Origin of the sequence: Litchfieldia stipae (assembly GCF_014837155.1) — a bacterium.
Taxonomy (GTDB): domain Bacteria; phylum Bacillota; class Bacilli; order Bacillales; family Bacillaceae_L; genus Litchfieldia.
This window is the reverse complement of sequence record NZ_JACYHA010000070.1, coordinates 1-473: the sequence shown is the minus strand read 5'-3', so window position 1 is coordinate 473 and position 473 is coordinate 1. Positions and strand designations below refer to the sequence as shown.

1 rRNA gene is annotated in these 473 nt (G+C 34.0%); it reads right to left on the bottom strand.

The features are described from left to right. Nucleotides 1–365 precede the first annotated feature (365 nt). A 5S ribosomal RNA gene (gene rrf, locus F7888_RS22370) occupies nt 366–473 on the bottom strand; the annotation flags it as partial.

Genomic DNA, 473 nt, shown 5'->3' with positions numbered 1-473 from the left:
CATCCTGAGCCAGGATCAAACTCTCCAAAAAGAGTATTGATTGCTCAATAATTTGTTACTTGATAAAACGTTGACGCTTGTTTATTGTGTTCAGTTTTCAAAGAACTTTTTTTTGATGACTTCTAATAATTTAACACTTATCGTTTTTAATGTCAATAAGTTTTTTAATGATTTAATCGTTAATTTATTTAGTAAGTCAACTTCATTACTATACCACCATACTTCTCGTCTGTCAACTTCTGTGAAGTTTAGCGAGAAATAAAAAGTAACCTTTTTTAATAAGATTACATATTTCATAGTGACATAATAATCATATTAACATATTGATTTATCGTTGTCAACTTCTACGAAGTTAAAAATGATAAGCCTAGCGACGTCCTACTCTCACAGGGGGAGTCCCCCAACTACCATCGGCGCTGAAGAGCTTAACTTCCGTGTTCGGTATGGGAACGGGTGTGACCTCTTCGCCAAAA